This is a genomic window from Streptomyces sp. AC627_RSS907 (assembly GCF_019049165.1).
In genome coordinates, this window is the sequence record NZ_JAGMUE010000615.1 from 1 (window position 1) to 563 (window position 563).

A 563-nucleotide genomic window follows, 5' to 3' on the forward strand; every position below is an offset into this window, starting at 1 on the left:
CCGGTGCGACGTGGACGGCAGCGCGCCGGTGCTGCACTGCCCGATCAGCGTGCTCACCGGCGAGTCGGACCCGCGGGTCAACCTGGACGAGGCCCAGGCGTGGTCGAAGCTGACCGACGGCGGCTTCACCTTCCGTACCTTCCCCGGCGGTCACTTCTTCATCACCCCGCAGCAGGAGCGGGTGGTGGCGGCCATCGCCGAGGACGTCGCGGCCTTCGCCAACCTGGCCGTTGGCTGACCCCGACCGACCCGCGAGGACCACACGGCCGGCCGCCCGTCCGGCTTGGACGGCGAAGCCGGGCGGCGGCGGGCGGCACCGGGCGGCGGCGGGGGCGACGCGCTCCCGCCGCCGCCCGGGCCCGTGTGGGGCCGGCGCGTTCCCGCCAGCCGAGGGAACGCTTCTCGCCAGCGGAAAGCGTGCATTACGGGCGTACCCGGACGGTGGGTCGAGGGGACTTCATCGAGGCGTTACACCGTCGAAGGCGTGGTGTCATAGTGATCGCAGAGGCTGACGTTACTGAACTGGCCCGGCCACGGCCGGGATAGGTGGCGGCACCCTGCGC

Annotated in this window: 1 protein-coding gene; it reads left to right on the forward strand. The window is 73.4% G+C overall.

Annotated features, from left to right (window positions below):
- On the forward strand, window positions 1-238 hold a 238-nt coding region (locus tag KUM32_RS37410; RefSeq protein ID WP_374227599.1), incomplete at its 5' end, for a thioesterase II family protein.
- Between the last annotated feature and the right edge of the window lie 325 nt (window positions 239-563).